Annotated in this window: 20 protein-coding genes and 4 tRNA genes; 16 read left to right on the forward strand and 8 right to left on the reverse strand. The window is 40.2% G+C overall.

Annotated elements, in window-relative coordinates; translation table 11 throughout:
- Positions 1–5 precede the first annotated feature (5 nt).
- The 8 genes from murQ to OGI71_RS21595 all read left to right on the forward strand — a co-directional run bounded on the left by murQ (position 6) and on the right by OGI71_RS21595 (position 5821).
- Positions 6–818 (forward strand): N-acetylmuramic acid 6-phosphate etherase, encoded by an 813-nt coding sequence (gene murQ / locus OGI71_RS21560; RefSeq protein WP_282251833.1) that lies wholly within the window; start codon positions 6–8, stop codon positions 816–818.
- Positions 819–855: 37 nt separating this feature from the next.
- Positions 856–2346, forward strand: coding sequence for a sodium:solute symporter (locus tag OGI71_RS21565; RefSeq protein WP_223581595.1), 1491 nt, complete (start codon positions 856–858; stop codon positions 2344–2346).
- Between the two features lie 69 nt (positions 2347–2415).
- The gene (locus tag OGI71_RS21570; RefSeq protein ID WP_282251839.1) at positions 2416–3231 is read left to right on the forward strand and encodes a purine-nucleoside phosphorylase; all 816 of its coding nucleotides are present in this window, start codon (positions 2416–2418) and stop codon (positions 3229–3231) included.
- A gap of 23 nt (positions 3232–3254) precedes the next feature.
- Positions 3255–5324: a putative porin gene (locus tag OGI71_RS21575; RefSeq protein ID WP_282251841.1), complete on the forward strand. Its 2070-nt coding sequence runs from the start codon at positions 3255–3257 to the stop codon at positions 5322–5324.
- Positions 5325–5463: 139 nt separating this feature from the next.
- Positions 5464–5541, forward strand: a tRNA-Val gene (locus tag OGI71_RS21580).
- Positions 5542–5550: 9 nt separating this feature from the next.
- Positions 5551–5628: transfer RNA gene (locus OGI71_RS21585), tRNA-Val, on the forward strand.
- A gap of 9 nt (positions 5629–5637) precedes the next feature.
- A tRNA-Val gene (locus OGI71_RS21590) sits at positions 5638–5712 on the forward strand.
- 34 nt (positions 5713–5746) lie between these two features.
- Positions 5747–5821: transfer RNA gene (locus tag OGI71_RS21595), tRNA-Val, on the forward strand.
- 110 nt (positions 5822–5931) lie between these two features.
- Here OGI71_RS21595 and OGI71_RS21600 read toward each other — a convergent pair.
- Complete coding sequence (locus tag OGI71_RS21600) at positions 5932–7128, reverse strand: acyloxyacyl hydrolase (protein WP_282251842.1); 1197 nt, start codon at positions 7126–7128, stop codon at positions 5932–5934.
- Between the two features lie 230 nt (positions 7129–7358).
- Between OGI71_RS21600 and OGI71_RS21605 the strand changes: the two genes are divergently transcribed.
- The gene (locus OGI71_RS21605; protein ID WP_282251844.1) at positions 7359–10304 is read left to right on the forward strand and encodes a M16 family metallopeptidase; all 2946 of its coding nucleotides are present in this window, start codon (positions 7359–7361) and stop codon (positions 10302–10304) included.
- A 359-nt stretch (positions 10305–10663) separates the two neighbouring features.
- Here the strand turns inward: OGI71_RS21605 and OGI71_RS21610 are convergent, their stop codons facing one another.
- Positions 10664–11185, reverse strand: a complete 522-nt coding sequence (locus tag OGI71_RS21610) for an NAD(P)H-dependent oxidoreductase (protein ID WP_282251845.1) — start codon at positions 11183–11185, stop codon at positions 10664–10666.
- Between the two features lie 227 nt (positions 11186–11412).
- Between OGI71_RS21610 and OGI71_RS21615 the strand changes: the two genes are divergently transcribed.
- The 5 genes from OGI71_RS21615 to lepB all read left to right on the forward strand — a co-directional run bounded on the left by OGI71_RS21615 (position 11413) and on the right by lepB (position 16372).
- The gene (locus tag OGI71_RS21615; protein WP_223581606.1) at positions 11413–12210 is read left to right on the forward strand and encodes an AAA family ATPase; all 798 of its coding nucleotides are present in this window, start codon (positions 11413–11415) and stop codon (positions 12208–12210) included.
- Position 12211: 1 nt separating this feature from the next.
- On the forward strand, positions 12212–13147 hold the full coding sequence (locus tag OGI71_RS21620) for a ParB/RepB/Spo0J family partition protein (RefSeq protein WP_282251846.1): 936 nt from the start codon (positions 12212–12214) through the stop codon (positions 13145–13147).
- A 1-nt stretch (position 13148) separates the two neighbouring features.
- Positions 13149–13871, forward strand: a complete 723-nt coding sequence (locus tag OGI71_RS21625; RefSeq protein ID WP_282251847.1) for a DUF5683 domain-containing protein — start codon at positions 13149–13151, stop codon at positions 13869–13871.
- A 172-nt stretch (positions 13872–14043) separates the two neighbouring features.
- Complete coding sequence (gene dapB / locus OGI71_RS21630) at positions 14044–14787, forward strand: 4-hydroxy-tetrahydrodipicolinate reductase (RefSeq protein WP_259179809.1); 744 nt, start codon at positions 14044–14046, stop codon at positions 14785–14787.
- Between the two features lie 16 nt (positions 14788–14803).
- Positions 14804–16372: a signal peptidase I gene (lepB, locus tag OGI71_RS21635; RefSeq protein ID WP_282251850.1), complete on the forward strand. Its 1569-nt coding sequence runs from the start codon at positions 14804–14806 to the stop codon at positions 16370–16372.
- Positions 16373–16501: 129 nt separating this feature from the next.
- Here lepB and OGI71_RS21640 read toward each other — a convergent pair whose 3' ends face one another.
- Positions 16502–17218 carry a pyridoxine 5'-phosphate synthase gene (locus OGI71_RS21640; protein WP_282251851.1) on the reverse strand — a complete coding sequence of 239 codons (717 nt, stop codon included), beginning with the start codon at positions 17216–17218 and terminating at the stop codon, positions 16502–16504.
- Positions 17219–17278: 60 nt separating this feature from the next.
- On the opposite strand from OGI71_RS21640, the gene cdaA reads away from it, so the two are divergent.
- Positions 17279–18073: a diadenylate cyclase CdaA gene (cdaA, locus tag OGI71_RS21645; protein WP_181390572.1), complete on the forward strand. Its 795-nt coding sequence runs from the start codon at positions 17279–17281 to the stop codon at positions 18071–18073.
- Between the two features lie 146 nt (positions 18074–18219).
- Here the strand turns inward: cdaA and OGI71_RS21650 are convergent, their stop codons facing one another.
- From OGI71_RS21650 to OGI71_RS21670, 5 genes are all read right to left on the reverse strand, one after another.
- Positions 18220–19065 (reverse strand): DUF2911 domain-containing protein, encoded by an 846-nt coding sequence (locus tag OGI71_RS21650; protein ID WP_282251852.1) that lies wholly within the window; start codon positions 19063–19065, stop codon positions 18220–18222.
- 234 nt (positions 19066–19299) lie between these two features.
- Entirely contained in the window at positions 19300–20592 is a 1293-nt protein-coding gene (gene gluP / locus OGI71_RS21655; RefSeq protein ID WP_282251854.1) for a glucose/galactose MFS transporter, read from the reverse strand.
- Between the two features lie 280 nt (positions 20593–20872).
- Positions 20873–21298: a hotdog fold thioesterase gene (locus OGI71_RS21660; RefSeq protein ID WP_282251855.1), complete on the reverse strand. Its 426-nt coding sequence runs from the start codon at positions 21296–21298 to the stop codon at positions 20873–20875.
- Complete coding sequence (locus tag OGI71_RS21665) at positions 21264–21812, reverse strand: DinB family protein (protein WP_120260317.1); 549 nt, start codon at positions 21810–21812, stop codon at positions 21264–21266. Before OGI71_RS21665 ends, OGI71_RS21660 begins: the two co-directional genes overlap by 35 nt.
- The gene (locus OGI71_RS21670; protein ID WP_282251859.1) at positions 21793–23022 is read right to left on the reverse strand and encodes a HAMP domain-containing sensor histidine kinase; all 1230 of its coding nucleotides are present in this window, start codon (positions 23020–23022) and stop codon (positions 21793–21795) included. Before OGI71_RS21670 ends, OGI71_RS21665 begins: the two co-directional genes overlap by 20 nt.
- Before the next feature lie 120 nt (positions 23023–23142).
- Between OGI71_RS21670 and gltX the strand changes: the two genes are divergently transcribed.
- Positions 23143–24663, forward strand: a complete 1521-nt coding sequence (gltX, locus tag OGI71_RS21675; RefSeq protein ID WP_282251861.1) for a glutamate--tRNA ligase — start codon at positions 23143–23145, stop codon at positions 24661–24663.
- Positions 24664–24703 lie beyond the last annotated feature (40 nt).

Below are 24703 nucleotides of genomic sequence, written 5' to 3' on the forward strand. Positions count from 1 at the left end.
TAAGAATGGTTAATACAACGGAGAAAGATTCGAATTATCAGGATTTGGACAAGATGTCTGTACATGAATTATTGACTAATATCAATAACGAGGATAAATCTGTGCCACTAGCTGTTGAAAGCTCTATTCCTCAGATCGAAGCATTGGTTAAGGTTACGGTAGAGAAAATGAAGGCGGGTGGTCGGACATTTTATATCGGAGCTGGTACAAGTGGTCGATTGGGAGTATTGGATGCGTCTGAATTGCCTCCGACTTATGGTGTGCCATTTGAGTGGATCATTGGGTTAATTGCTGGTGGGGATACGGCGATCCGTAAGGCTGTGGAATTTGCTGAGGATGATCTGGAGCAGGCCTGGAAGGATATGGAAGCTTATGATATTGATGAGAATGATGTCGTGATCGGTATTGCTGCTTCGGGTACTACGCCTTACGTCATTGGTGGCTTGAAGACTGCAAACGAAAAAGGACTGATAACAGGTTGTATCGTTTGTAATGACGGTTCTCCGATTGCTGAAATTGCACAATATCCTGTTGAGGTCATTGTAGGGCCAGAGTTTGTGACCGGGTCTACTCGTATGAAGTCTGGTACAGCACAGAAACTTGTATTAAATATGTTCAGTACAGCAGTAATGATTCAGCTGGGCCGTGTTAAAGGAAATAAAATGGTCGATATGCAGTTGTCAAACCATAAATTGGTTGGTAGGGGGGTACGCATTATTATGGATCAGACTGGGGCAACTGAAGAGGATGCAGCAGCTTTGTTGGAACAATTTGGCAATGTAAGGCAAGCGATTGAAGCCTATCAGGCAACACATTAAAATTATCAGCATCAAAATCACCTATTAAAAACAAACTATGTCACCAGTTATATTATTATCCTTTATTGTGATCTATTTTGCGGTTTTACTCGCAGTAGCACACTTCACCTCAAAAGGATCTTCCGACAACTCTACCTTCTTTGTCGCTAACCGAAATTCGAAATGGTATATGGTTGCCTTTGGGATGATCGGTACTGCGCTTTCCGGTGTAACTTTTATTTCTGTTCCCGGTGCTGTTGGCGCTTCAGAATTTAGCTATTTTCAATTTGTGCTAGGTAATGCTGTTGGCTTTATCATCATTGCTTATGTATTGCTGCCACTTTACTACCGGATGAATCTGACCTCCATCTATACTTATCTGGAGGAACGTTTTGGGCATACAACTTATAAAACCGGTGCTGCTATTTTTCTGATTTCGCGTACCATTGGTTCAGCCTTTCGTTTATATCTGGTTGCAATTGTCCTACAGCATTTTATTTTTGATGCCTGGAATGTGCCTTTCGCGATTACAGTAGTGATCTGTCTGGTGCTTATCTGGCTATATACCAATAAGGGTGGCTTAAAGACGATTATTGTCACAGATACCCTACAGACCACCTTTTTAGTGACTGCCGTTATTCTGTCGATCTATTTTATGGCTAAGGGATTGGACTTCGGGATCGTAGATACATTCGAAGCGGTTAAAGAAAGCAGCTATTCCAAAATCTTCTTCTGGGATGATTTTGTCGGCAGTAAAGCAAACTTTTGGAAGCAATTCTTGGGTGGAATTTTTGTGACTATTGCTATGACGGGACTTGATCAGGACCTGATGCAAAAGAATCTGTCTATGGGAACGATCAAAGAAGCACAAAAGAATATGATTACATTCACAAGTGTATTTGTGGTGATCAATATTTTCTTTTTAGCGGTGGGAGCCCTGTTGTATATCTATGCGGCAAAAAATGGTATTGATGTGTCACAACTGGCGACACGCGACTACCTCTATCCGGAGATTGCGTTGAACCACTTGGCTATTGTTCCGGCGATCATCTTTATGATGGGGCTTACTGCAGCGACATTTGCAACAACCGATAGTGCACTTACAGCATTGACAACTTCGTTCTGTGTGGATTTCCTGAACTTCAATAAAAAGGAAAATCCCAATGATCCCGCTCTCATCAAACAGCGTAATTATGTTCATTTTGGTTTTTCGATTGTGATGCTATTGGTGATACTCGTATTTAAGCTGATCAATGACGACTCGGTGGTGAATGCGATATTTACTGCGGCAAGCTACACCTATGGTCCATTGCTGGGATTGTTTGTTTTTGGAATCTTCACAAAATCTGCTGTTCGGGACAAAGCGGTGCCTTATATCTGTGTGCTTTCACCAACGATATTGTATTTACTGAAAACCTATGTGATTGAGGTGTATACGCCTTATGTTATCGGGCTGGACCTGATTATCATCAATGGTTTTATCACTTTCTTGATGCTTTTGGTCAGTTCCCCTGGCAAGGCGAGTGAAAAGGCGCTTTCGCATAACTAAGCTGCGATATTTGATTTGTACGTACAAAAAAATTAAGTTAAGTTTGAGATACTTAGTTTTTTTGTACGTATGTATCATAGCATAAATGAGACTACGGAGTTTATCCGTAGAAAAATTGGAGATTTTACTCCAGAATTCGGTATCATCCTGGGTACTGGCTTAGGTAAATTGGTTGATGAGATTGAGATCGAATATCAGCTGATGTATTCCAATATTCCTAATTTCCCCATCTCTACAGTAGAATTCCATTCCGGTAAATTAATTTTTGGAAAATTAAATGGCAAGAATGTAGTTGCCATGCAAGGAAGACTCCATTATTATGAGGGGTATGATATGCAGCAGATTACTTTTCCTATTCGGATCATGAAAGTGCTGGGCGTCAAAAAGCTCTTTGTGTCAAATGCAGCGGGATCCCTGAATCCAGATGTCAGGAATGGAGATCTGGGTATTATTGAAGATCATATCAATTTATTGCCCGACAATCCATTGCGTGGGCAAAACCTGACTGAATTTGGGCCTCGTTTTCCGGATATGAGTGAACCGTATAATCGTGTAATGATTGAACAGGCACTTGAAATTGCAGCAAAGAACGGAATTACAGCACGAAAGGTTGTGTACGTCTCCTCACAGGGACCAAACCTGGAAACAAAAGCTGAATACCGCTTCATGCGAATTATAGGTGGGGATGTAGTCGGCATGAGTACGGTGCCAGAGGTGATTGTTGCCAATCATATGGCTCTTCCGGTATTTGCAATCTCTGTTGTTACGGATGAGGGCTTTCACGATGTGTTAAAACCTGTGTCTTTGCAGGAAATCGTAGCTGTCGCTGAGAAAGCGGAACCTAAGATGACATTAATTTTGAAAGAATTAATAGCTTTGCAGTAAATTTAGACTATATACAATTTTAGATGAAGTTGATCGTACGCGTTTTAGCCGCACTGTGTGTCTTACTTGTTTGTTCCATGGATGTAATTGCGCAAAGCAAGGAGGAGTGGAGCAGCGCGTTGGATTCGGCGAGAGCCAAAGAAGATGGAAAAAAAGATTCGGTTATCCTGTCTGCAAAGTATATCCGTTATGCGACATTGGATATGCTAAAAAAAGGAACTTATACAAGGCAAATAGATACGTCACACCATAATTACCAATATTATAATCCCCAAAACACACCCTGGAATCCCAGTGTGAATCTAGGGTCGTATGGTCTTGCAACTCGCGACTTATTATTCCAACCCAAAAAGACAATTGGATTTCAGTCTGGATTCACTGCTTTGGAGCGTTATTTGTTGAACCCGGATTCTGTTCAATATTTTAGGGCTCGGGCGCGTTATTCCGAACTGTCAGCAGTAGGGTTCTTTTTCAATGATCAGGTCTTTAGGGCGCGGGTAGCACAGAATATCAATTCGCAATGGAATATGAATGTTGACTTTCATTCAACGAAAACAGATGGATTTTATCTTAATCAGAATTATTCGGATCTGAAGGCATCCATTGCATCGTGGTATGAGTCTAAAAATAACCGTTATAATTTATTGATCAACGCTGTTTTCAACCGCTTGGATGCAATGGAGAATGGCTCTACTGTTGAAGACCGTCCATTTGCTCCCGAAAATAAACAGTCTCCGGATCGGTTTCCTGTCAAATTTCAGGATGCTACTAATGCGACCGTGCCGAGATCGAAATGGTGGGACAATTCGCTGTTCTTGCGTCAGTCGCTCTATGTCGGTCGGATTGATACTGTCGATAAGGGAAAGCCGACCATGCAGATCTATCCGACAAACAGTATGGCGCATAACACCCGCATAAGAAGGCAGACCTATAACTTCTTCAAGAACATGAACGACCGGGCTGCTGCAATGCCTTACAATAATAAAGCATTTGCGCTGAACAATGATAAAACAGCGATCACTAATGTTTCCAATGAGTTTGAGTATAATTTCTTTCTGCGTGGCAAATCAATTTTTAAAAATGAAGCTAAGCTGAACCTTGCTTTTCAGCATGATATGAACTGGGTGGAGCAGAGTCAGGTAGACTCATTGCGTTACTATAGCAATCAGGCCGCGTACCCTGAACCACTTAAGAAATTGCCAGATAGTACAACATTTGATCGTTTCTATCAAAATGGAATTGTCAAGGGTGAGCTAGGCTATAAATTTTCAGATCGGTTAGATTTCAGCTTAAAAGCCAATCAGATTGTTTTTGGCCATAATATAGGGGATTTCCTCTATGAAGCAAAGGCGGATATTTCCATGGGAGATAAAATCGGAAAGGTGACTCTTTCTGCCTATTCGCAGAACAAATCTCCTGAAATGATTTTTGAGAACCTGAACTATACTTATGGTAACTGGAATGATTTGGGGCTAAAAAAGACCAAAATTCAAAATGTGGCCTTTCAATATCGCAACCCTACATTGGGTTTTAATGGAAAGGTTGAGTATTTTCTGATGAATAACTATACTTATTTTGAAGAGCTGCCGAATCCGCAAAACGACCGTAGGAAGGATAAATGGATTAATCCCGCGCAACTGGGTAACGCCAATTTATTGAAAGTGAGTGTGGGTCAGAAATTTAAACTCAATCACTTTACACTTGATAACTTGGTGGTTTATCAAAAAACTGATCAACAGAGCGTATTGGCTATTCCTGAGGTTTATACTTGGCATAGTCTCTATTATAGCAATCTCTTTTATAAAGTCATTGATTATAGTATAGGTATTGATGCCAAATTTAATACTCCGTATGCCAATCCAAATTACTCGATAGGAACAGGACAGTTTTATAACGCTTATCAGCAGATAGAATTTTCTACTTATCCGATTATGGACTTATGGATTACCGCCAATATACAGCGGGTCAATATGTTTTTAAGTTATAATTTCCTAAATCAGAATTTCTACCCGAATGGTTATTATACTGTGCGACGTTATCCAATGAATACAGCCAACTTTAGATTTGGTATTTCGTGGAAGTTCTACGATTAATTGCCGTAAAAATTATGTGGGTGTTTTTTAGCTTGTTGCGGTTTTAAATGTAGAAAATCTTTGAAAATAATTTTGAGAATAGAATTTTTAAGCTATATTTGCACACGCAATTAGGGAACGGCGTTCTTTAAAAAAGTATGGAGGCTTAGCTCAGCTGGTTCAGAGCATCTGCCTTACAAGCAGAGGGTCACAGGTTCGAATCCTGTAGCCTCCACCATACAAAGTCGGAGAATTAGCTCAGCTGGTTCAGAGCATCTGCCTTACAAGCAGAGGGTCACTGGTTCGAATCCAGTATTCTCCACCAATCCAAAACGGAGGCTTAGCTCAGCTGGTTCAGAGCATCTGCCTTACAAGCAGAGGGTCACAGGTTCGAATCCTGTAGCCTCCACAAAGCATCATTAAATGGTGCTTTTTTTTCGTTAGGGGGTTTAGCTCAGCTGGTTTAGAGCACTACCTCGACAAGGTAGGGGTCACTGGTTCGAACCCAGTAATCCCCACAATAAAAAAAGCGTTCTTATGAACGCTTTTTTTATGCTGTTTAAAGGGGTTTCTATTTGCCCCATTAGTTTTTTTCTACTGTCGAAGCAGCAGACGCTTTAAATATTTATTAATTACTGCCTGGATTTCCCCGTTTTTTACCCAACTTAAAGCCATAGCCTGTTGTCCATTCGATAAAGTCTGCTTTACCACCATGAGCCTTAATGGAAACTCCTGCAAAGAAATCTTTATACACTTTATAGCGTACACCTGCTCTTAGATATACGGGTGTACTTTCACCATTGAATTTATTACGGTGTAAGTATACACCGACATTGCCATTGATATATAGTCTTGAATTTAACACGTGATCGATGTAGAAGGCTGGTCCATAGGAAAATAATGCTGAAAATTTACCTGATTTATCACCAGCAATGTTCTCGTCATTACCACTTGCTGAATAGAATGCGTCCATTCCAGCGCCAAGACGCCATTTGTATCCGAAATGTTTGCTATAATAGGCCCCTAGGGTTGATTTGAAGTATTGACCATCATGCTCTCGATCGATCTGTTTAAATCCAAAAGCATAGTTGAAATGTAGTTCCTCCGTTTCTTCCATTTTTGGGACAGCACGTTTTCTGAAATCAAATGGTTTGCTCGTCGGCGTATAAGAAACAGACAAGCTCAATGGAAGTAGGTTTATTCCTGTGTTTGGCAAAGCCAATGCACCATTGCTGAAATGGTGGAACGCTACACCGGCACCGACCTGGAATTTCTGGCTTAATCGATAGTTTGCCTGAAGCCCAAAATCGATAAATACATTGTTTTTGCTTCCAATAAGGAGGTTAAAAGGGTTTTCTTGTTCGTTGTAAGGGTTGAATCTGCCGGAAAGCCCCAATGCAATCCGGTAGTTGAAGTTCCATCGGCTGTTGACTTTCGGTTTTATAGGAATCGCTACGAATCCATAAAATGCAAAGGGCTGGCCCAGGTGTTCTTGGCCAAAAGTACTGCTATAGATGCCGACACCGTAAATGGGGTAGTTATATATTTCGTTATAAATGCTTTTTAACGAATCCTGAAATTGTGTTTGGAAGCCAATGCGGAAGTTAAGACCGCTGTAATAGGAGTCTTCCAGGGTTTGCTTTGAACGTTCGTTAAATTTGAGTTCGCCACCACTTTCATGCTCAAGTTGAAATATTAACCTTGTTTTTGCGGGAGTACGGTTGTTTGATGTGTCTTTCTGATTTTCTATTCTGGGAGTGACCTGCGCATTTGTATGAAAGGAAAGAAGCGCGAAGATCACAAAAACAAGTATGCTTGATCTCATGAAATAAAACGTTTGCGTTTTTTAAAATTTTTGCAAAAATAAGAATGATAAACCATTGTAACAATATTCATTCAGCATATGGGAAATACAGATGACAAATTGCCGTATTTCAATTACAAAGAAGAAAGTGCAGCAGTAGTGGCTTGCAATAAATTGTTTTTATATCTACCTAATTATATTGCATATCCACAGCAATTTATCTAAGTTTGAGCTGAAAAGAAAAAGGAAATATGATTAAAAATCTATTTAAAATTACTGCTGTTACGTTTGCTCTAACAACAGCGGGGGGTGCTTTGTTTGCCCAAAACGCCAAATTTGACTGGAAAGAATCTTCTGAGGGTGGGTATACCTACAAGTATGTGACCAATGACCCTACTCATTCAAGGTTTTACAAACTCAAAAATGGTCTAACCGTTATCCTAAGCCCAACCAAAAAAGAACCGCGTATCCAAACTTACATCGCGACAAAAGCCGGAAGTAAAACCGATCCAAAAGATCATACAGGTTTGGCGCACTATCTGGAACATATGCTCTTCAAGGGTACGGATAAATTTGGATCGAAAGATTGGGCGAAGGAAAAGCCTTTGCTGGATCAGATTGATGCACTTTATGAAAAGTACAACGGTACGACTGACGAGGTGCAGCGGAAAGCGATATATAAGGAAATCGACCGTGTCTCTGGTGAAGCAGCCAAATATGCGATCGCTAATGAATACGATAAACTGATGGCATCCATGGGTGCTGAAGGTACAAATGCATTTACTTCGTTTGAACAAACGGTATACCAGGAGCAGATTCCGAGCAATGTAATGGATAAGTATCTTGCTGTACAAGCCGAGCGTTTTAGAAATCCGATACTCCGTCTATTCCATACGGAGCTGGAAGCGGTGTATGAAGAAAAAAATATCGGATTGGATAAAGATAGCCGTAGGGCTATTGAAGCAATGTTTGAAGCAGCCTTCCCAAATAATAACTATGGAAAGCAAACCACTATTGGTACAGTAGAGCATCTAAAAAATCCATCATTAAAGGCTATCCGAGAATATTTTAACACCTATTATGTGCCTAACAACATGGGGGTGATCATGTCCGGTGATTTTGATCCTACAGAAGTTGTGAAGAAGGTGGATAAGAGTTTTGCTTTTATGCAGCCAAAAGAGGTGCCACCGTATACTTTTGATCCTGAGAAGCCTATTTTAAGCCCAATTGTTCGGGAGGTAAAAGGGCCGGATGCGGAATTTATGTTTATGGGATTCCGTTTTCCGGGTGCGGCAACCAAGGATGCGCAGCTATTAAATCTGATGAGTCAGATTTTGACGAACGGTTCTGCAGGTCTGATTGATCTGGATTTGGTGAAGAATCAGAAGCTATTGGGCGCGGGTGCCTTTCCGTATGTGTTGAAGGATTATTCACTATTGATTCTGCAGGGAAATCCAGGGCAAGGACAGAGCCTAGAGGAAGTACAACAGTTGCTGTTAAAAGAGCTGGATAAACTGCGGAAAGGTGAATTCTCTGATGATTTGATCGGAGCAATTGTCAATAACGCGAAAAAAGATGAGATCAAACAGAATGAAAGTTATGGCGATCGTGCAGAAGCATTGATGGATGCTTTTACATCGGGTCAGGACTGGTCGTCGGTGGTTAGTTATTCGGATGGGTTGAATAAGATTACAAAACAAGATATTGTCAATTTTGCCAATAAATATTTGAACGATAATAACTACGTTGTCGTTTATAAACGTAAAGGGGTAGACAATAATGTTGTCAAGGTAGTGAAACCGGAAATTACACCTGTCACTGTAAACCGTGACGATCAATCTGATTTCTTGAAAAAAGTGGAGGCAATGCCAGAGGATAAGATTCAGCCGGTGTGGGTAGACTACAATAAAGATGTTCAGAAAGCTACCGCAAATGGTTTGCCGGTACTCGCTGTGAAGAATAGTGACAATGAATTATTCTCCCTGTCTTATCGTTTTGATGTAGGGAAATGGAGTAATAAATTGTTATCGTTGGCGGCCGGTTATCTGGAGTTTTTGGGAACTAAAGATAAATCCAGTGAGCAATTCAGCAAAGACTTTTATCAATTGGCATCTGATTTCTCCGTCTCTGCGGGAAATGAAGAAACACTGGTCTCAATTTCGGGTTTGAATTCGAATTTTATCTCCACGCAATCTTTAATTCAGGATCTGTTGCGCAATTGTGTGGCTGACCAAGAGGCATTCAGAATGTATATTGCACGCCTTAAGAAGTCTAGAGCGAATGCAAAGGAAAACAAGGGAGCGATTATGGAAGGACTGAAATCTTATGCAAAATACGGTGCTAAAAACCCATTCAATAATGTTTTTACAGATGCGGAACTGGATGCATTGAAAGCGGAAGATCTTGTAAAAGCATTACATGATCTGGCGAATATGAAACATACATTACTTTATTTTGGACCATTGAGCGCCAGTGAATTTGTAGCGAAGGCAAAACCATTAAAACAAGGTTCGGGTGACTATGTGCAAGGTGGAAAAAGCTTGGTGTTTGCGGAGCAGCCAACCAATAAAAATCAGGTATTGTTTGCTAATTTTGATATGAAACAAGCGGAAGTATTCTGGTATAGAACATCTGACGCTTATTCCAATCCACTTACACCAACAGTGTCATTGTTCAACAATTATTTTGGTGGTGGTATGGGAAGTATTGTATTCCAAACTATTCGTGAATCGAAAGCGTTGGCTTACTCTACTTATGCATTCTATGGCCAGCCTTATAAAAAAGAAAATCATTATACAGTGGGTGCTTATGTCGGTACACAGGCCGATAAATTCAATGAGGCAATCAAGGGTATGAATGAATTATTGGATGTACTTCCTGAAAGTACAAAAGGTTTGGATATTGCGAAAGTCAGTTTGCAGAAATCTATTGCAAGTGAGCGTGTACAGAATGCTTCTATTCTAGGTAGCTATTTAAGTGCACAACGTATGGGTAACACAACAGATATTCGTAAAGTTGTTTATGAGCAAGCTCCCAAGTTGACTTATGTTGATTTGAATATGTTCCATAAGAAAGAGATGAGTCAAAAGCCTTATGTATACTGTATCGTAGCGAAGGAAGATAGCCTCAAGCCAGAAGATCTTGCTAAATTGGGCGAGGTGAAAAAACTGGATTTAAAGGAAATATTTGGCTATTAGTTTTTTTAGATATTAGTATCAGGATAAGAGATTTGAGACAATAGTTTTTAGGACTTTGGTTGATAAACTATTGTCTCCTTTCTTGATTCTCTACTTTAACTAAAAACGGGGCTGCCCAATTGGGCAGCCCCGTTTTTATGTTCTTTTATTTGGTATCCCCGATAGTCTCTTTTCAAATAGTTGATTCTCAGCGGGTACTTTTATTTTTGGGGACAGTCTTTCCACTGGTTATCTAATTGTTGTCTGTATTCTTAAAATTGCCGATAAGCTAGCTTCTTGCTTATCAAAAACGTATGATCATCTCTTCCAAAATGGAAGGGATGATCTACTTAATTATGGTTGATCTTCGTCATGAGGGCTTAAAACCGGATGATCTCCTCAATCTGTTCGTTGATAAACTGTAAGGTATCTTCTTTAAATAATTCACCGTTTTCGTTCAGTTCCTGCTGTACATTGGGAAGAAATATCTTGAGGGGGAGTACATGCATTCTGAGGTAGTGGCATATTCCCGTGAGATGATCTATCCCGCGTAGGTTGCCATATCTTCCAGAAGATAATCCAACCAATGCAACTTTTTTGTGGTAAAAACTAATTGGAAAAGTGCAGCAGTCAATAAAAAGCTTGAGTGCGCCAGGGATGCTTCCATTGTATTCGGGCGCTACGAAAATAAACATATCGGCCTGACTAACCTTTTGCTGAATCGGTTCAAAGGCGGTACTTCTTTTTCCGTAAAGATCTGTTTCTAAAATATTTGAGGGGAGATCTGATAGCGAAAAGATCTCACTCTCAATGGATTTACGATTAAGAAGCTGTTGGTAGCATTTTGCTATTTTTAACGTCTTACTATTGGGACGGTTTGTTCCGGATATTATTAAAATCATTGTGTTGTTGATACTTATAAAAAGCACTATTTCAAAGTGGATACATATCTTGATTTTTTGTATCTTAGCATCCTGAGGATATGTGCCTTTGATCAATCAAAAGTACAAAATATGCTGAATTTGTTAGGCTAATTTAAATTTAGCGTAAATATTTGGTCAAATTGATCTTCGGGAAAGTGAAATGTAGTGTAAAATGACATTTTAATTAAGAAAGGTTTTCATTCAAGATGGGAAAAATAATCGCAATCGCAAACCAAAAGGGTGGGGTTGGAAAAACCACAACGTCAATTAACTTGGCGGCTAGTTTGGCGGTTTTAGAATATAAAACATTGTTGGTGGATGCGGATCCACAAGCAAACTCTACTTCTGGGATTGGTTTTGACCCTCGTACGATCAATGAAAGTATATACGAATGTTTGGTCAATGATTTGAGTCCAAGAGACGCTATTCAGTCAACTGAAACGCCAAATCTTGATCTTTTACCTGCTCATATCGACTTGGTGGGTGCTGAGATTGAAATGATCAATATGCACGAACGGGAGTATAAGATGAAAAAAATCTTGGATCAGGTGAAAAATGATTATGATTTTATTATCATTGACTGCTCTCCTTCCTTGGGTTTGATCACCATTAATGCCCTGTCAGCATCTGATTCGGTCATCATACCTGTTCAATGTGAATATTTTGCATTGGAAGGACTTGGTAAATTACTGAACACAATTAAAATCGTTCAAAACCGTTTAAATACTAGCTTGGAGATTGAGGGTATTTTATTGACGATGTATGATGTTCGTTTAAGACTCTCTAATCAGGTTGTAGAAGAGGTGAAAACGCATTTTACAGATTTAGTTTTTGATACCATCATTCAACGTAATACCCGTTTAAGTGAAGCTCCTAGCTTCGGTATTTCTGTTATCATGCACGATGCTTCTTGTAAAGGAGCGATCAACTACTTGAATTTAGCGCGTGAGATATTGCAGAAAAACGGGCATCTTAATGAAATGAATACAACAGTAACCGCATAATATGGCAGCACATCAGCGTAAAACAGGACTGGGAAGAGGTTTAGGTGCGCTATTAAACGATAGTGTAGAAGCTCCTGCTAAAAGTAATCAGCAAGTTGAGGAGTCACCGCTTGTGACTTCTTCTACAGTACATACAAACAAAGAAAATGGCAGCATCAGCCATGTCCGGGTGGAAGAAATATCGGTGAATCCATTTCAACCTCGTACCGAATTTGATCCGGTTGCCCTACAAGAATTATCCGAATCCATTATTTTGCAGGGTTTAATCCAACCGATTACAGTACGTAAGATTTCGGATGGCAACTATCAGTTGATCTCAGGGGAGCGACGTCTTCGTGCTTCAAGATTGGCGGGAATCACAGAAATTCCAGCTTATATCCGTACTGCTAATGATCAGCAAATGCTGGAAATGGCATTGATCGAGAATATCCAACGCGAAAACTTAAACGCCATTGAGGTTGCTTTGAGCTTTCAGCGTATGATCGAAGAATGTAATCTAAAGCAAGAGGAACTTGGTGAACGTGTCAGTAAAAACCGTTCTACAGTGACAAACTACCTCCGCCTATTGAAACTTCCACCTGTCATTCAGGCGGCGATACGGGATGGCGCCTTGACCATGGGCCACGCTCGTGCACTGATCAATATTCCAGAAGTAGATAAACAGTTATATATCTTTAAATTGATTATCGATCAAGGCTTGTCTGTTAGAAAGGCCGAGGAGCTAGTTCGCGAACTCCAAAAAGGTGGGAAGAAAAAAGCTGGCAAAGATAAAACTGCGATGTCATTTCAGCTGCAAAAAATTGAAGATGATTTGGCATCGAAATTTTCGTCGAGAGTCAAATTGAATTTGAAGAGTACCAAAGGTAAGGGGGCGATTGAGATTCCTTTTGAATCGGAGGATGATCTGAGCCGTATTCTTGAACTTTTAGATTGGTAATATGACCAAATTAATAAGTCTGCTTTTTGCCGTATTTGCTGTACTGATCGTACAAGCGCAGACTGTCGATACAATTCCAAAAAAACAGGTTCAAACTGTTAAAGCAGAAAGTTTGAAACCAAAATCAGCACAGGACACTGTTAAAAAGGAATCCCGGAAAGAGCGTAAAAAGCGTGAAAAGGAGGAGGCCAAAGCGAAGGAGAAGGTCGTTTTTAAAGATTCAACCCGCTTAGCTATTGAAGCAAAGAATAAACAGGCCTGGAAACGTTCTTTGGTACTCCCTGGCTGGGGTCAGTATACCAACGGTGGTGTATGGTGGATTAAAGTGCCTGTGATCTATGGTGGATTGGCAACTACAGTGCTCGTTTTTGATTTCAATAATAAATATTACAAAGAACTTTTGGGTGTATTACAAGATAGGGCGGAAGGTCGACCAGTAGATCCTTTTTATGAAAGAATCCCAGATCAGTCAATTATACGGGCAAAGGACAATGCAAGACGAAACAGGGATCTGATGGTACTGCTAACGCTCGGCGTCTATGGATTGAACGTTGCCGAAGCGTATATTGATTCTATGCTAAAATATCGCTGGAGTATCGGTGATGACAAACCCAAAAAGACAGCTTTTTCTATCGGACCTACATTAATGGATGCAAGTCTCGCATCTGGATCGTTTACTTTTAAACCTACAGTCGGATTAAAGTTGTCCATGAAATTCAATTAAAAACCTCTCGCGGAAGCTTGCAGCAAGTGCAATGTCCGACGACATAGGGTTCTTATTGGTCTTTGAATACGGACACTTTCAATAAAAAATCGTTGTTAATCACGGTTTTGTGTCTGTTTTTCAATGGAATTTTTTAATTTTAAAAATAAACTATACTTTATTTTCTAGATATATGAACATCATTCTCTTGGGATATGGCAAAATGGGGCAGATTATCGAAAGGTATGCACTGAAAAGGGGCCATCAGATTTTTTTAATTGTGGATGAAAATAATCGTCCCGGCCTGACAGTTGATGATATCAAGGGAGCTGATGTAGCTATTGATTTTAGTGTGCCATCTGCTGCTTTGGATAATATGAACCTCTGTTTGGAAGCAGGTGTACCAATTGTAGTGGGGACAACAGGCTGGTATGATCAATTGGAAAGTATCAGGGAAAAATGTCTGGACTCAGATGGAACAATTTTATATGGTTCAAATTATTCGATTGGTGTGAATGTATTTTTTCATATCAACCGTATGTTGGCGGAAGCCCTACAACCTTATAAACAATATGATGTTCAAGTGGAAGAAATCCACCATATCCACAAATTAGATGCCCCTAGTGGTACTGCGATTACCATTGCAGAGGGTATCTTGGATCACAGTGATGTGAAAACAAACTGGGTCAATACTGTTGTGGGCGAGCAAGATGAAATTATTCCTAAACCACAAGAACTTCTCATCGAGAGCCATCGGATTGAGGAAGTTCCGGGTACACATACCGTGCTGTACAGTTCTGAAGTGGATCAAATAGAATTTAAACATACTGCGCATAGTCGTGATGGCTTTGCGTTGGGCGCTGTCGTAGCCGCCGAATGGTTGAATGGTAAGAAAGGATTCTATCAAGTAACTGAAATTTTTGATTTTAATAAATAGTACTAATTAATAGATTATGTGGTTAATTATCTTTGCGGTTTTAACGGCAATAGCGGGATATGGATTGTGGCAATTGTTTGTTAAAGCTGGCAGAAAAGGCTGGGAAGCAATCGTACCTTTTTATAGTCAATATATACAGGCTAAATTAACAGGAAGACCAACCTGGTGGGTGATCTTATTGTTGATTCCAATAGTCAATATTTTTGTCTTCTATAACCTTTACCTCGACTTTATCCATTGTTTTGGCAAGCGTCGCTTTTGGGAGAATGCTGCTGCTGTTTTGGTGCCATTTATCGTGTTGCCCATGTGGGCAAAAGATACTAACGTGCGTTTCTTGAATGGTTTGTATGCTAAAAACCTGAAGACCGCTGCACAGGAAGGTGTGGAATTGACCGAAGAGAAGCTTGCGGAAATCGAACAAGCCTCCTATAAGGAATATAAAATCAAATATCCTTATAAGAAATCTATGGTGCGTGAATGGGCTGATGCAATCGTATTTGCAACTGTTGCGGCATCACTTATCCGCGGATTTTTAATCGAGGCGTATATGATCCCGACAGGATCAATGGAACGTACCTTATTGATTGGGGATTTCTTATTTGTGAGTAAATTGAATTATGGCCCTCGTGTGCCTAATACGCCAATTGCTTTTCCTTTTGCGCATCATACGATGCCAATAACAGGTGGAAAGGCTTACTCTGAGTTGATTGAGTTGCCTTACAAACGATTGCCGGGCTTTCAAAAGATAGAACGAAATGATGTCGTTGTCTTTAATTTCCCTGCAGGTGATACAGTAGCCTTGGAAAACCAGAATGCAAGTTACTATGACCTGGTCAGAGCCTATGGCTGGCAGACCGTTAATTCGCAGTTTACCATTCAGGCCCGGCCAATAGATAAACGTGAAAATTATATCAAGCGGTGCGTCGGATTGCCCGGAGATAAGATTTCAATGAAGGATGCTAAGCTCTTTATCAATGATCAACCGGGATTTGATCCGCCTGAAAGCCAGTTGAATTATTATGTGTTGACAGATGGTACGCCATTGGATATGGAACGTCTACGTGAATTACGTATCGAAGGTGGTGGATCTGATCAGCAACCAGGTGTATATGAGCTGTATATGACAGATGATGAGGTCGCACTTGTGAAGTCATGGTCAAATGTAAAGGAAATCAGAAGAAGTCCAGCTGGTGAGGGTGCTTATCCGTACGATCCTCAGTATAAGTGGGATTTTGATAACTTTGGACCTATCTTGATTCCGAAAAAAGGCTGGACTGTTGCTTTGAATGCTCAGACCTTACCAATCTATGAGCGCGCCATTCGCGTTTATGAAAATAACAAATTGGAGAAACGTACCGATGGTATCTACATCAACGATGTTAAAGCGGATAACTATACCTTTAAAATGGACTATTTCTGGATGATGGGAGATAACCGTCACAATTCCCTGGATTCAAGAGGATGGGGATTTGTGCCTGAAGACCATATTGTAGGTAAAGCATTGTTCACCTGGATGAGCTGGGATGAAATAGGTTCGGGACTGACTAAAATCCGTTGGAACCGTATATTTAAAGGAATTCACTAATAGTCACTATAACGAAGAAATCATTTTCTTTTTATAGCGGACGTGAGTCAAAAAAAGGGCTTTCCCACAGGAAAGCCTTTTTTATTTGCAATATTTATTGTTTAAGGCATCAAGCCTTCGTCGTATCGTTTATTTTAGACAGGTCAAATAACGTTTGATTGTTTCCTCAAGTCCAAGGTATAGGGCATCTGAAATCAAGGCATGTCCAATGCTCACTTCCAGTAATTCAGGTATATGTTGATTGAAATACTGGAGATTGTTTAAATCTAGGTCATGGCCTGCATTTAAACCTAAGCCAACCTCGCGTGCTTTTAATGCGGCTTTGAAGTAAGGTCTGATGGCGGCTTCTTTATCAAAGCCATATTCGCTGGCAAAACCTTCGGTATATAACTCTATCCGATCTGTCCCCGTTTCTGCTGCCGCTTCGACCATTTCCTCCACGGGATCTACAAAGATTGATACACGGATGCCAGCATCTTTGAACAATTGGCACATATCCTGTAGATAGGCTTTGTTTTTGATGGTGTCCCAGCCGTGATTGGAAGTCAGCTGGCCTTCGGTATCAGGAACCAAGGTTACCTGAGCAGGTTTGTTGGCCAGTACAAGGTCAATAAATTTCTGCTCCTGGCAATTACCCTCGATATTGAGTTCGGTCTGAATTTCGGCTTTTAAGTCAAATACATCCTGATAGCGGATATGCCTTTCGTCTGGCCTTGGGTGTACAGTGATGCCTTGTGCCCCAAAACGTTCACAGGCTAATGCAGCAGCTACGAGATTGGGGTTATTACCCCCTCTGGAGTTTCTGAGCGTTGCAATTTTATTGATATTTACTGAAAGTCTAGTCATTTTCCTGTATGTTATACGGTAAAAATACGAATAATATCTATTTTTTTTTAACTTGCATATATGGATGGAATCGATTATAGCTTGTTTAGTGGCTTTCGCCTATTGGACGTTATCGATATTATATTGGTGGCGATTATTATCTACTATATCTATAGTCTGATTCGGGGTACCATTGCCGTGAATATCTTGATCGGCGTTGCCTTGTTTTATGGGGTCTATATCGTTGTCAAACAGATGCACATGCGTCTATTGACCGAAATATTTGGTGGATTTATATCTGTAGGATCCATTGCGCTTATTGTGGTATTCCAACAGGAAATCAGACGCTTTTTGCTTCATGTGGGTAAGAATATATCGATGAAGCGAAAAAAGGTTTTCTGGTCCTTTTTAGGGAATAAGAAAGCTATACAGAAGGACCTGACGGAGGATTTAAGGCCGGTTGTGGAAGCCTGCAGAAGTATGTCGCGTACACGAACCGGGGCACTTTTGGTTTTCTCAAAATATTTTGATGAGGAATATTATCAGAGCAGTGGTGAGTATATCGATGCACATATTTCAAAACGTCTTATTGAGAGTATATTTCATAAAAATAGCCCCCTGCATGATGGGGCGGTCGTGATTGTCGATTTCAAGATTATGACGGCTTCCTGTGTACTGCCATTGTCAGATAGTGAGGATTTACCACTACAATTTGGCTTGCGGCACCGTGCGGCAATTGGGGTGACCGAAATCTCCGATGCCATAGCGGTCATTGTCTCCGAGGAAACTGGGGAAATCTCTTTCGCAAAGGACGGTAATGTGAACATGAATGTTTCGCCCGAAGAACTAGAACAACTGCTAAAAGATGAGTTATAAAAATGAAGTTGGGCAAAAGTAAATAGGAGGGTCTGCGCATTGGATATTCGAAAAGAGCGGGGAGAGGCATAGGAAAGAAATTAACAAAAAATGGGGGTATCCAAAAAGTCGGATACCCCCATTTTCGTTATAGAGTTTTCAATGCGTTATTTTTTTGCAGCATTGATTATTTGTGTATTCAATTTGATGTATTCGCTATTTTTACCTTCAGTAGCGACCTCAACTCCTTTCGTCGCGGTTTCTATAGCGCCTTTTTTATCGCCGGCTTTTAATTGTGCTTTTGCTTTCCAGTATAATACGTGGGCAGCCTTAGGCTGTGCTTTGGCCGCTTCGTCAAACCAGGTTAATGCTTTATTTTGATCCAGATTGTTGTTGAAATAATATTGGGCAGCGGCGAAATAAGGTTTTTTCTCACCTTTCATGGCTTCATCAATGGAAGCGATAATTTTTGCCTGTTGATTGACTTTAAGATCAACTTTTATTGCTGTTTTCTCCCATGCAAGAGTTAATACGGCATCTGTCGGTGTAACGTTGTCGAAAGAGATCGTAAATGTTTCGACCGGAGAGCTCAAGTTTTGCGGTTTCACATTGAAACGAAATGCATCTTCAGATTGATTGTAGGTGTAGGCACCCCATTGCTTGGTATTCTTGCTAATAATAACAGTCCATTCATTCTTATTAGGAATGGTAAATAATGCATAGGTTCCCGCAGTGAGTTTGTGTCCATTTAGGCTAACATCGCCTTCAAATGTTAAGGTTGTGTTGGTATTGGCACCTGTACGCCATACTTCATTGTAAGGTACGAGTTCACCAAAAATCTTACGGCCGTTCATGCTTGGACGACTATAGTTTAGAGTTACATTTTCAATCCCTAATCCCTGTGTGATTGTTTGAGCACTACTTGCTGCAGGTAGTTTTAACTGAGCAAAGGATTCATTTGCAGTAAACATCAGGGCTGCTGCAAAGGCAATGGCAAAGAATTTCTTTTTCATTTGTTCGATAATTACATTGTGAGCTTGTTTGCTCGATTATTTATGAATATAGAATTTTGCGAATTAATGGTTGAGGCTCATTTATTTCGGATGAGGCACTCTACATCATGGCATGTGGAATGAACCCTGTTACAATCGAACGAAGATTCATCACTTAAAAATAGGAAGAATTTCACAAAAAAGGGCATCTATTTTTTAGATGCCCTTTCGTTATACCAATATTTCGTTTTGATATTAATTTTCTTTTCCGATTTTGTGTCCTTTCGTAGCAAAGAACAAGATATATAAGTACGCTGGAACCATTGCAAAGAGAAATGCATGTTGAAAATCAACATGTAAGGTGTCTTTCAGATAACCATAAATCAAAGGCCATATTGCTCCTCCGGCAATACCCATAATCATAATACCAGATCCTGTTTTTGTAAATCGTCCCAGTCCTTTAATTCCTAGTGGGAAAATAGCTGGCCACATCAATGCATTTGCGATACCTAATAAGGCAACAAAGATATAGGACGTAAGACCTGTAGAAAATGCAGAAATTGCAGTGAATGTAATTCCGACAATTGTACAAATACGCAAAGCTGTCTGTTGCGATACAAATTTTGGAATAGAAATAATACCAATAAAATAACCAACAAGCATGCAGACAAGCGTGAAAGTTGTACCATATTTAACAAAAAATGGGGGTAATGACAATAATCGTCCATAAGTTCCGATGATGTCACCCGCCATCACTTCCACTGCTACACAGAAGAAAATAGCGAGAAATCCTAAAAATAGATGTGGAAATTGGAATATACTTGTCTTTTTTGTGATTGTTACAGCAGCTTCATCTGTTGTTTCTTCTTCCTTATTAACATCCACCTCTGGCATTTTTACGGCGAATACGACAATAGCTAGAATCGCAACACCAATGGCTACACCAATATAGGGACCGTGAAGTCTCTCCGATAATTCAGCTAGTAAAGCATCGTGCTCTGCACCAGCTTTAAGTTCTTTGATTTTGCTGGAAATATTGTCGTAATCTTTTAATAGAATGCTTCCCAAAACCACTGGTACAATCATACCTGCTGTTTTATTGAAAATCCCTACAATAGAGATCCGTTGGGCTGCACTTTCTATTGGTCCGATGATACTGAGGTATGGATTGATCGCGGTCTGCAATAGTGCCATACCTGAAGCTTGAACAAAGATTGCAACAAGGAAGAGCTGATAGCTTAGGTTTGATGCGGCCGGAATAATAATAAGCGCACCAATAATAATTAAGACCAAACTCGCAACAAGGCCATTTTTAAAACCTATTTTACCTAAAATCCATGAACTCGGCAATGCAAGGAAAAAATAGGCGATATACGATGCAAAAAGGATTAAAAACGCTTGCGTATCTGTCTCCAAATTAAATGCCAATCGTACAAATGGAATCAATGCCCCATTGGCCCAGGTGATATACCCCAGAATAAAAAATAATGCACAGCAAATAAGCATAGGGACTATCGCTGTTTTACCCGAATTAGGATTAGTGGTCATTTTTTTAATTATATTTAGTTAAGTTATCGTTCACGGATTGGAAACCAGTCAAAAAAACAGCTTTAGACAAACGATTGCATGCTATTTTTGTTGATTTTTAAAATATCCATCTTACAAGACTACTTAATTTTCTTGAATATCGGAAATAAATAAAGGGGTATTTTGATAATTATTTGGCAAAAAAAAGAAGAATAAATTGTGAAAATTATCCTTCTTTAGTTGCAAATATTGTTGATTTCGAATTACATGGGATTGATAAATCGAGTTAGCAGACTGCGGTTTACTTTGGTACAATAGCTACTGTAAGTCTTGAGATACAATTCAATTTATTGAAGCGATCGTACATTTTTATCTCCCAGATGTGGGTTGACCGACCAATATGTATCGGGCTACATTTTGCTGTGATAACTCCACTACTTACCGGGCGGATGTGATTTGCGTTCACTTCGAGTCCTACCCCCCGGTATTTGTCGGGGTCAACCACCAAATTGGACGCAATACTCCCTAAAGATTCTGCCAGGACTACTGAGGCGCCACCATGCAGAATGCCATGGGGTTGTTTCACATTATCTGTGACCGGCATGGTTGCTGTAATACTGTTATCATCTATTTCGGTTGCCTTGATTTCCAATAAACCCGAGAGGTATTTATTGAAAAAGACATTTATTTCCTCAATGTTGTAAGGCTGAAACCAAATTTTTGACATCGTCTGAATTTAAATAACGTTCTTGAATGATAATGCGGTGATGATTGAGGTGCCCGGCAATCACATACAATAATGCTTTGACACTCGTGAGCCGCTCTGAGGCCATGCCCTTGCGTTCTAATTCTGCGTCGTTAAAGCTGTTGAACAACATTAAGTTGGCTTTGCGTAGGTAAGTAAATTCCTTACTTAGACTTTCCAAAGTACGGTCATTGTAACGGGAATATTGAATAAGGTAGTCCTGGTCATACCCTGCGAGCTCTTTGAGATCGTTGCGCGAAAAACGTAAAGCACGGTAGGCCATGATACGCTCATTGTCGATAACATGTCCGACGACCTCTTTGATTGTCCATTTATCTTCGGCATATTTGAAATTGCCTCTTTCTTCTGGAATAGCATCCAGAAATGCAGGAAAGGAGAGCGTCTGTTCTTCCAATGCATCTAATACGTTATCGACTACAGTCTCAATATAGGGCGCGTATACTGCCGGATATTCGTCAGATTTGAGTGGCTTCATATTTTAAGTTGCTTTTTAAGATTATTCGAAATGTTGTTCCTTTACCTATTTCAGATTCTTTAACAAAGATTTGTCCTTGATGATATCGTACCATTCGTTTGGTTAGGCTCAGGCCAAGTCCCCAACCTCTTTTGCGTGTTGTAAAACCTGGCTGGAAGACAGATTCAAAATTTAACCTTGGAATTCCTTTGCCCGTATCACTAATGTCTATAAAAATTTCTTCTTTCGCAATATTTTCTGAAATATTAACAGTTATCTTTCCCTCTGTACCAATAGCATTTACCCCGTTTTTTAATAAATTTTCAATGATCCAATCGAAGAGTGGAATATTAAGTTTGGCCTCCACATGTGTATCTCCATGTAATTCGAATATGATCTTGTTGCTGGTCCGTATTCGGAAATAATCCATGTAATTTTTGATGACCTTATAGAGGTTGTGATTGGTTAAGACGGGGGTTGACCCTATTTTCGAAAAACGATCAGCCACGATTTCTAATCTTTTAATATCGTTTTCCATTTCATTGAGCGTATCGTCTTCTTCGGCGTCAAATTTGATCCGAATAAGCTCCAGCCAGCCCATTAATGAAGATATCGGGGTGCCCAGCTGATGGGCGGCTTCTTTTGTCAGTCCCACCCAGACTAGATTCTGCTCGGATTTTCGAATAGAATTGAAAACTGTATAAGCAATAATAAGGAAGAGGGCGATCAGCGATAGTTGGACATAGGGGAATACACGCAATTGTTGCAAAAACCAGGAATCTTTGTAGTAAACATGCCATTTTTGACCATTTTCCAATTCCAAGGTAATGGGGGGATGACTCTTCTTCATAAAGGCAAGCTGTTTCTGGAAATAAGCGGGGTCATAATCCAGGTTGTTTGTAACACTGTCGTCATGGATCGGCTTAATATTGGTCTTGGTGGAATCCAGATTGCGCCAGAAAATAATATCGTTTTTATCGTCTGTAATAATTGCCGGCAAATTTAAGCTATCCCTGACAGCATAGATGAATGTAATGAATTCATCGTCGACATCTGGCATGGTCATAATATTTTTGGTGCTCATGGCCCATACTTCGGCTTTTGAACGTTCGGCGTGGGCAAGATTTCGGACAAGGTAATTGGTGTAAACCAATGATGCGATGGCAATGATTGCCGCAAAGATGAGTAAAATAAATTTCCAGCGTTGTTGGCTTATCTGAGAGGGTTTCATGATTCCTTATTTGTGTACTCTATTGCAAATTAATGAATAAATGTCTGTTTTCTGCACTTTTATTTCACCTTAGAAGTTATCCTGTTATCCAAATCAAAAATTTTGTGGTAATTTTGCGGCATGAGTTCAGAAAGAAGAGTAAGAGTGCGATTTGCACCGAGTCCTACTGGTGGTCTGCACCTTGGAGGCGTACGTACAGCTTTGTTTAATTTTCTCTATGCACGTCAGCATCAGGGAGATTTTATTTTACGTGTCGAGGATACGGATCAAACTCGTTTTGTCCCAGGAGCCGAGGAGTATATCAACGAATGTTTAGCTTGGTGTGGCCTGACTCCAGATGAAAGTCCGTTGCAAGGTGGTCAATATGGCCCTTACCGTCAAAGTGAACGAAAACCGTCTTACCGCAAATATGCTGAACAGTTGATCGCGAATGGTTACGCTTATTATGCGTTTGATACAGCAGAGGAATTGGAAGAGCAACGGAAGCTACAACCTAACTTCCGCTATAGCCATGAAAATAGGTTGAAATTGCGTAATTCTTTGAGCCTGAGTGAGACCGAAACTCAACAATTATTGGAGGCGGGAACACCGCATACAATCCGAATAAAGATTCCAACGGATGAAACGTTGTCTTTCACAGATATGATCCGTGGGAAAGTCGCTTTTGATACCAATCTTGTCGATGATAAGGTTTTGCTTAAAGCAGATGGAATGCCAACATATCACTTAGCCGTGGTTGTGGATGATAAGGCGATGGAGATCTCGCATGTTTTCCGTGGTGAAGAATGGTTGCCTTCTGCGCCGATTCATATTCTATTGTGGGAATACCTGGGATGGGCGGATAGTATGCCACAATGGGCACATCTCCCGTTAATCCTTAAGCCTGATGGTAATGGAAAATTAAGTAAACGTGATGGAGACCGTCTAGGATTCCCTGTATATGCCATGAATTGGACGGATGCCAAGTCTGGCGATACAACCAAAGGGTTCCGTGAGATGGGATTCTTGCCAGAAGCTTTTGTCAATATGCTTGGTGTATTGGGCTGGAATGATGGTACAGAACAAGAACTATTCTCTTTGGAGGAGTTAACCCAGAAATTCAGTGTCGATCGCATCAGCAAAGCTGGAGCAAAATTTGATTTTGAGAAGGCAAAATGGTTCAATCACGAATGGATTAAACGTTCTTCAAGCGATTCTTTATTGCCTCAGATCAAGGATGTATTGACTCACCATCAGGTAGCAGCTGAGGAGAGTTATGTAAACCGTGTCCTGACAGCCGTCAAAGAGCGTTTAACCTTTGTTGAGGATTTCTGGACCCAAGCTTCTTTCTTTTTTGTACAACCCGTTGAATACGACCTGAATGCGGTAAAACCAAAATGGTCTGTTGAAAAGACAGTATTCTTTGAAAATATGATGACATCATTTGAAAGATTTACGGAATGGAAAGCGGCGGAGCTTGAGTCATTCTTTAAAGAAGCAATTCAAAATTCGGGAATGAAGATGGGGGAATTGATGATGCCATTCCGGATTATGCTGGTAGGCGGTAAATTTGGCCCTGATGTATTCCAAATTGTTGAGTTACTTGGTCAAGGCGAAGTCATTGAACGTATAAAGAAAGCACTTCAAGAATTTGACGCTTAAACACTAATATATAAGAAAAAAAGCTGTTGCAATAGGTTGC

The organism is Sphingobacterium sp. ML3W (assembly GCF_029542085.1).
Lineage (GTDB): Bacteria > Bacteroidota > Bacteroidia > Sphingobacteriales > Sphingobacteriaceae > Sphingobacterium.

Coding starts and splice junctions, on each gene's coding strand:
- lepB (WP_282251850.1), top strand. CDS start 14,804: ATGTGGTTAATTATCTTTGCGGTTTTAACGGCAATAGCGGGATATGGA.
- OGI71_RS21600 (WP_282251842.1), bottom strand. CDS start 7,128: ATGAGATCAAGCATACTTGTTTTTGTGATCTTCGCGCTTCTTTCCTTT.
- OGI71_RS21570 (WP_282251839.1), top strand. CDS start 2,416: ATGTATCATAGCATAAATGAGACTACGGAGTTTATCCGTAGAAAAATT.
- OGI71_RS21620 (WP_282251846.1), top strand. CDS start 12,212: ATGGCAGCACATCAGCGTAAAACAGGACTGGGAAGAGGTTTAGGTGCG.
- OGI71_RS21610 (WP_282251845.1), bottom strand. CDS start 11,185: ATGATTTTAATAATATCCGGAACAAACCGTCCCAATAGTAAGACGTTA.
- OGI71_RS21575 (WP_282251841.1), top strand. CDS start 3,255: ATGAAGTTGATCGTACGCGTTTTAGCCGCACTGTGTGTCTTACTTGTT.
- OGI71_RS21660 (WP_282251855.1), bottom strand. CDS start 21,298: ATGTCAAAAATTTGGTTTCAGCCTTACAACATTGAGGAAATAAATGTC.
- OGI71_RS21640 (WP_282251851.1), bottom strand. CDS start 17,218: ATGACTAGACTTTCAGTAAATATCAATAAAATTGCAACGCTCAGAAAC.
- gluP (WP_282251854.1), bottom strand. CDS start 20,592: ATGACCACTAATCCTAATTCGGGTAAAACAGCGATAGTCCCTATGCTT.
- OGI71_RS21615 (WP_223581606.1), top strand. CDS start 11,413: ATGGGAAAAATAATCGCAATCGCAAACCAAAAGGGTGGGGTTGGAAAA.
- gltX (WP_282251861.1), top strand. CDS start 23,143: ATGAGTTCAGAAAGAAGAGTAAGAGTGCGATTTGCACCGAGTCCTACT.
- OGI71_RS21670 (WP_282251859.1), bottom strand. CDS start 23,022: ATGAAACCCTCTCAGATAAGCCAACAACGCTGGAAATTTATTTTACTC.
- OGI71_RS21665 (WP_120260317.1), bottom strand. CDS start 21,812: ATGAAGCCACTCAAATCTGACGAATATCCGGCAGTATACGCGCCCTAT.
- OGI71_RS21565 (WP_223581595.1), top strand. CDS start 856: ATGTCACCAGTTATATTATTATCCTTTATTGTGATCTATTTTGCGGTT.
- murQ (WP_282251833.1), top strand. CDS start 6: ATGGTTAATACAACGGAGAAAGATTCGAATTATCAGGATTTGGACAAG.
- OGI71_RS21650 (WP_282251852.1), bottom strand. CDS start 19,065: ATGAAAAAGAAATTCTTTGCCATTGCCTTTGCAGCAGCCCTGATGTTT.
- dapB (WP_259179809.1), top strand. CDS start 14,044: ATGAACATCATTCTCTTGGGATATGGCAAAATGGGGCAGATTATCGAA.
- OGI71_RS21605 (WP_282251844.1), top strand. CDS start 7,359: ATGATTAAAAATCTATTTAAAATTACTGCTGTTACGTTTGCTCTAACA.
- OGI71_RS21625 (WP_282251847.1), top strand. CDS start 13,149: ATGACCAAATTAATAAGTCTGCTTTTTGCCGTATTTGCTGTACTGATC.
- cdaA (WP_181390572.1), top strand. CDS start 17,279: ATGGATGGAATCGATTATAGCTTGTTTAGTGGCTTTCGCCTATTGGAC.